We start from the raw sequence: 5485 nt of genomic DNA on the forward strand, positions 1-5485 counted from the left end.
ATGAAAGATCGTGTATTCGCGACAATGTAGGTCGTTCGGGTCGTCGCGGTTTGAACTGGAAGTACATAGCCAATCAGACGGGACCGACCTCGCGATTAATCGTCGCGCGGTGTTGTATGCGTGGATGGCGCGTGCAATGATGCGCGGCTTCGGCAAGCAAGAAAGCTATCGCAATCAGCGCGGCCGCAACGAGCCCAAGGTATTGCCCGCCGATCGACTGGAGCACTGCACCGCCGAGTACGCCGGAGCAGGCGAGTCCGATGTATGTCGCGGTATTGTTGAGGGCCAGCAGCAGTGATGCCACTCCCGGTGACAGTTGCACCAGCCGATGTTGTTGCGGGACGATGAGCCCCCACCCACATATGCCCCAGATCGTGAGCGCTACTGCCGCGCTGAATGCATGTGCCGATGTCCACGGCAGCGCACAAAAATTGACGATGGCGAGCCACAGCATGGCATTGGTGATGGTTCGGCTTTCGAAGCGGTCGACGAGGCGGCCGGCCAGGAGGTTCCCGGCCGTCGCCGCCACGCCCCACAGCAGAAACATCCCGGCGAGAACGCGTCCGTCGCCGTGCGTTACACGTTGCAGCACCACGCCTGCATACGTGTACACCATGAGAAACCCGCCGAAGGCGAATAGCGAAGTGAGCAAGGTTAGCGCTATGCGCACATCGCGGGCCGGTGCAAGCCGCTCTCGCAACCTGACGGACGCCGGCCGGGGCACGGACGGCAGCATCGTCCAGACGCCGACCATCGCCACAATCCCGAGCAAGGCGACGAACCAGAGAGTCGTTCTCCAGCTTCCGAATCCGCCGATAAACGTGCCGATCGGTGAGCCGAGGGCTGTCGCTCCCGTCAATCCGGCCGTTACTGCGGCTAGCGCGCGGCCGCGTTTCTCTGGCGGTGCAAGCGCAGAGGCAACACCCAATGCAGTAGGCGAGAACAGACCCGCGCCGAATCCGGACAGAGTCCGGCTGAATAAAACCCAGTGCAAGTCCATGGCGAGCGCGCTCAGCATGTTGCCGGCAACGAAAATGCCGAGAGCGGAAACCAGCAGAAGCTTCCGTGGCCAACCGCCCGCCAAAGCTGCCATTACTGGCGCAGCCACCGCGTAGGTTAACGCGTAAAAGGTGACCATCAACCCCGCGAGGCTGACGGACGTATGCAGTGATGCAGCGACGCCTGGAAGAATGCCGGCGACCACGAAGTTGTCGGTGCCCATTGCGAACATGCCCACGGCGAGTATCAGTAGCCGACGATCCATATGAAGGTTGTTGCGATAAGCGGTTTGAGGTTCAATCCGAAGACGCATCGCAATTTGACTGGTGTGCGATCGCGGCGTCGGGCCGGCCAGATTTTTGCGCGCCGGAACGATATGAGTAGAGAATAATCGTCGTTGACCATGTCTCAAATGTCATATATACAGGCGATTCAGGACATGACCTGGGCAAGCTATGCATACGATTGGCTTCGTTGTATTCCCGAATTTCTACCTAATGGGTTTCGCGGCAGTCACTGCCTTTGAAATGGCGAACGTCGTGCTCGGCGAGCCGGCATACCAGGTGACAGTCGTGTCTGAAGAGGGAGGACTCGTATTGTCCTCGGCAGGTATTCGCGTGGAAACGCAGCCCTTCTGCGACGCCGCATTCGACACAGTCATGTTTGGCTCTGGTGTCGAGATTGACATTGTCTCCACCGCATTAACTGCCTTCGTCAGGCGCGCTTTGAGCACGTCGAGGCGGATCGCGGCGCCGTGCACAGGTGCTTTTATCCTGGCCGAAGCAGGCGTTCTGGCCGGTCGCCGGGCGACGACACATTGGCGCTTCGCACACGATCTGCAGTGCCGCTTTCCCACAATAGCAGTCGAAGAGGACCAGATTTTCATCGTTGACGGACCGATCTGGACATCGGCAGGCATGACGGCCACGATCGACATGGCGCTCGCCATGATCGAGAAGGATCACGGCCCGGACGTTTCACGCGCCGTGGCCCGCAAGCTTGTCGTTTATCATCGCCGCGCCGGCGGCCAATCGCAGTTCTCCACGTTGCTCGACCTGGAGCCCAAGTCCGACCGAATCCAGAAGGCGATCGACTATGTGAACGCCAATCTGCGCAATGCACTGACCGTCGAGGAACTGGCCGACGTCGCGGGTTTAAGCCCGCGCCAGTTCAGTCGCGCTTTCAGTTCTGAGACGGGGCAGTCCCCTGCCAAAGCCGTTGAACATTTGCGAGTGGAGGCCGCGAGGCTGTTGCTGGAAAAAGGGCGTTTATCTTTGGATGTGATCGCAGACGAAGTCGGTTTCTCGGATCGCGAGCGAATGAGGCGGGCGTTCCTGCGGACCATTGGGCAACCACCCCAAGTGGTCCGTCGCCTCAGCAGGGAAACCCGTGAGTCGAGTGGACGCGACCACCAATGAACCATGCACTGGCCCGCGCGCGATACGCCTCGGTCACGTAACTCGGACGGACTGTGAACAGTACGGTCGAGCATGCGAGTGATCGTACTCTCGGATACGCTCTTCGTTCGCGAAAGCGCATGCTTGGGTTGGTGAAATCCGGTTCGGTGGCTACGGCACAAAACGGCCATATAAGGCCGTGTGAAAACGCATGCTGAATGCGGTGTTCTGAAAAAAATCGACCCTTCAGAACGCGATGTATTGGCTTGGTGCCGACCTGGGAGGGGTAAAGCGACACCCGAAAACCGAGTACTTTTGCCTTTACACACGGCCTTGGCCACAACCTGCTATTCAAATGCGTCGTCGGTAAGACGGTCAGGCGTCGGCTCCGCAACCGGCCATCCGATGGTCAATGACGAGCGCCCGCTCGTTGGGGCGGAAGCCGCCATCGGACAGTCCACCGCCGAGCGGCCGGCTGGGCCGATCGGAATAAGAAGGCCCGTTCGTCGCAACATCGCGGCCCGACAAGGAGAAGGCCGCTTCGGATCTCCTCAGGTTCATCCGACGCTGTCTAATGCTAACGAGTCCCATTAGAAGGTCCCCAAATACGGGCGCAACGCGCACTCATCCGTCGGTCGATCTGGTAACACCTTCCCAAGCGTCAAATTCTGCACTAAGTGACGAGAGCTTTTCCCGGACCAAGCCGAGCGCATCACTCCCTAGCAGAAGATGCGATGGCGGCTCGTCGTTTTCGATAACGGACAACATGGCACGCGCAGCTTTCACTGGGTCTCCAAGTTGCCTACCGCTTTTCTCTTCTCGTCCTTTTCTAATCGGGTCGAACAGAGAATCATAGTCCGGGATCGAGCGCGGCGTTCGAATCATCGATCGACCTGCCCACTCGGTGCGAAAAGACCCTGGTGCCACTGCGGTCACGCGGATGCCGAATGGCTTGACTTCTTTACTGAGGACCTCGGAAATTCCCTCCAATGCGAATTTACTGCCGCAGTAGTAGGCGATTCCCGGCATGGTGATAAAGCCGCCCATCGATGTGATGTTGAGAATATGTCCGCGTCGTCGCTCGCGCATATACGGCAACACACTCTTCATAACGGCAACAGCACCGAACACGTTCACGTCGAATTGCCGACGCATTTCAGAAAGCGATGATTCTTCCATGACGCCCTCGTGACCGTAACCGGCGTTGTTCACCAGCACGTCCAGCGGCCCCACGTTCGCCTCAATTCTATTGACGACATCTTCGATTGAATCGAAGTCGGTAACGTCAAGTACTCGCCCGAACGCGTTTGCGGAATTAAGCGATTCAAAGCTCTGTTTTGCCTGCTCGCTTCGTACCGTGCCGACGACCCGATACCCTGCGGCGAGCGCTTCTTCGGCCAATGCGCGTCCGAAGCCGCTACTGACGCCGGTGATAAGCATGGTTTTAGTTGATGGCATTGCAAACATTCCTAGGGTGGGTTTGAGAGTTGCATGTTATTCTGAAAAAACCCTCAAAATCAGACCCAATCATCTACATTTATTGCCTATTTCTATGAGCAAAGCGGCCCACAAGGAAAACGTTGACCGACGTGCTTCCTCCGCCCGCGCACGCGAAAAGCGCCGGATGGTGGCCTTGCTGACTGAGCTGGCTCCGCAGGAAGGCTACAACCTGACTGCGTTGCGTGATGTGCGTATCCTGCGTTCGGACCGGGCGTTGTCTCGCACGCCGGTGCTATACGATCCCGGCATCGTGATCGTCTGCCAGGGTAGAAAGCGGGGATATTTTGGTGACCGGGTTTATGTATATGACGAGCAGCACTATCTGGCTGTTGCGGTGCCGGTCCCCTTCACGATGGAGACCGACGCGACGCCCGAGTGTCCACTACTGGCGCTGTACATGCATCTGGACTTTCAGGTGGCGGCCGAACTCATGATTCAGATAGATCACCATGGCGTGCCATCGTCGGGTGACGTGCCGCAGACCATGATGTCGAGCCCAATGGATGCGGCGATGCGAGCCTCCGTACTCCGCTTTCTGGAGGCAATGAACCAGCCACTTGACGCCGCAATCCTTGGGCCAGCACTGGTACGTGAATTGTATTTCCGTGTTCTTACCGGCGGACAAGGCAACGCAATGCGTGCGGCTTTAGCGATGTAAGGGCAATTCGGCAAGATTGGCAGAGCGCTGGAGCGTATCCACGCGACCTATGCCGAGCCGTTAGACCTTCAAGGCCTGGCAAACCAGGCCGGGATGAGCGTCCCTACGTTCCACAGCCACTTCAAGGCCATCACGAGTACGTCGCCGATGCAGTACGTGAAATCCACTCGATTACATCAGGCTCGCTTGCTAATGGTGCGCCATGGCATGACTGCTGAGGCGGCATGTCATGCGGTCGGCTATGCCAGCCCCTCTCAATTCAACCGGGAATTCAAGCGACTCTTTGGCCGAACGCCTGCCGCAGAGACGAAACGCCTTCGCCAGAGCTTCGCGCTGCCTCCAGCCTTTCCGGAGTCAAAGTTCGTCTCGTCGCATTGATGGAAGGTGGCTACGACTGACTGCACGATTCTCAATGGCGGTTTCGTTTCGCGTGCTAGTCGCGCCCAAAACCTACAGTGATTGACCGCTTCGCCTTGGTGAGCTTCGGCCTGCTTGATGGCCGAAAAGTCCGATGTACTTCGGACGCGGTCATTGGGATTCGGCTGTATCGATCGGCGGGCGTGGGTCGGCATCTGACCTTTCGTCTCGCCAAGTCGGCCAAACAAGCGTCAGGTGAGATAAAGCTCAATTAGTTCGGCGTCAAGCGGGCGGCGCCTGCTGGCATTCCGCCTGGAACCAACGGTCGACCCGGCGCTGTGCCGCCTGCAGATCCTCAGGGTAGTACGGGTCAAACCACCTGGATGGGTCGTAGCCCGCTTGCCTCAAAGCCGCCAGTTCGCTGAGGTTGCGCTCTGGCGTCATAGGCGCGTTGTTCCTGAGCGCGGCCAGGTCGCGGCATTGCGATGTGCTCAAGTGCGCCGCGCTTTGCAAATTGCCGCCCGCCGCGCAGCCAGCAAGCAATAGGACCAGGGCGGGAAGCATCAGCCACTTC

4 protein-coding genes and 1 pseudogene are annotated in these 5485 nt (G+C 58.5%); 2 read left to right on the forward strand and 3 right to left on the reverse strand.

Going from position 1 to position 5485, the window contains the following annotated elements; translation table 11 throughout:
* Window positions 1-73: 73 nt before the first annotated feature.
* Window positions 74-1264 carry an MFS transporter gene (locus tag P0D89_RS50630; RefSeq protein ID WP_408370423.1) on the reverse strand — a complete coding sequence of 397 codons (1191 nt, stop codon included), beginning with the start codon at window positions 1262-1264 and terminating at the stop codon, window positions 74-76.
* Between the two features lie 190 nt (window positions 1265-1454).
* Here P0D89_RS50630 and P0D89_RS50635 point away from each other — a divergent pair, with 190 nt between their 5' ends.
* Window positions 1455-2417 (forward strand): GlxA family transcriptional regulator, encoded by a 963-nt coding sequence (locus P0D89_RS50635; RefSeq protein WP_408370421.1) that lies wholly within the window; start codon window positions 1455-1457, stop codon window positions 2415-2417.
* A gap of 603 nt (window positions 2418-3020) precedes the next feature.
* On the opposite strand, the gene P0D89_RS50640 is transcribed toward P0D89_RS50635, so the two are convergent.
* Complete coding sequence (locus P0D89_RS50640; RefSeq protein WP_408370419.1) at window positions 3021-3854, reverse strand: oxidoreductase; 834 nt, start codon at window positions 3852-3854, stop codon at window positions 3021-3023.
* Between the two features lie 166 nt (window positions 3855-4020).
* On the opposite strand from P0D89_RS50640, the pseudogene P0D89_RS50645 reads away from it, so the two are divergent.
* Window positions 4021-4932 (forward strand): annotated as a pseudogene (locus P0D89_RS50645) (AraC family transcriptional regulator).
* A gap of 261 nt (window positions 4933-5193) precedes the next feature.
* Here the strand turns inward: P0D89_RS50645 and P0D89_RS50650 are convergent.
* Window positions 5194-5475: a hypothetical protein gene (locus tag P0D89_RS50650; RefSeq protein WP_408370425.1), complete on the reverse strand. Its 282-nt coding sequence runs from the start codon at window positions 5473-5475 to the stop codon at window positions 5194-5196.
* Window positions 5476-5485: the final 10 nt, after the last annotated feature.

Origin of the sequence: Paraburkholderia sp. RL18-085-BIA-A (assembly GCF_046027075.1) — a bacterium.
Classification (GTDB): domain Bacteria; phylum Pseudomonadota; class Gammaproteobacteria; order Burkholderiales; family Burkholderiaceae; genus Paraburkholderia.

What these genes read in the sequence shown, in the direction of transcription:
- P0D89_RS50630 (WP_408370423.1), bottom strand. Translation starts at nt 1,264, where the DNA reads ATGGATCGTCGGCTACTGATACTCGCCGTGGGCATGTTCGCAATGGGC.
- P0D89_RS50635 (WP_408370421.1), top strand. Translation starts at nt 1,455, where the DNA reads ATGCATACGATTGGCTTCGTTGTATTCCCGAATTTCTACCTAATGGGT.
- P0D89_RS50640 (WP_408370419.1), bottom strand. Translation starts at nt 3,854, where the DNA reads ATGCCATCAACTAAAACCATGCTTATCACCGGCGTCAGTAGCGGCTTC.
- P0D89_RS50650 (WP_408370425.1), bottom strand. Translation starts at nt 5,475, where the DNA reads ATGCTTCCCGCCCTGGTCCTATTGCTTGCTGGCTGCGCGGCGGGCGGC.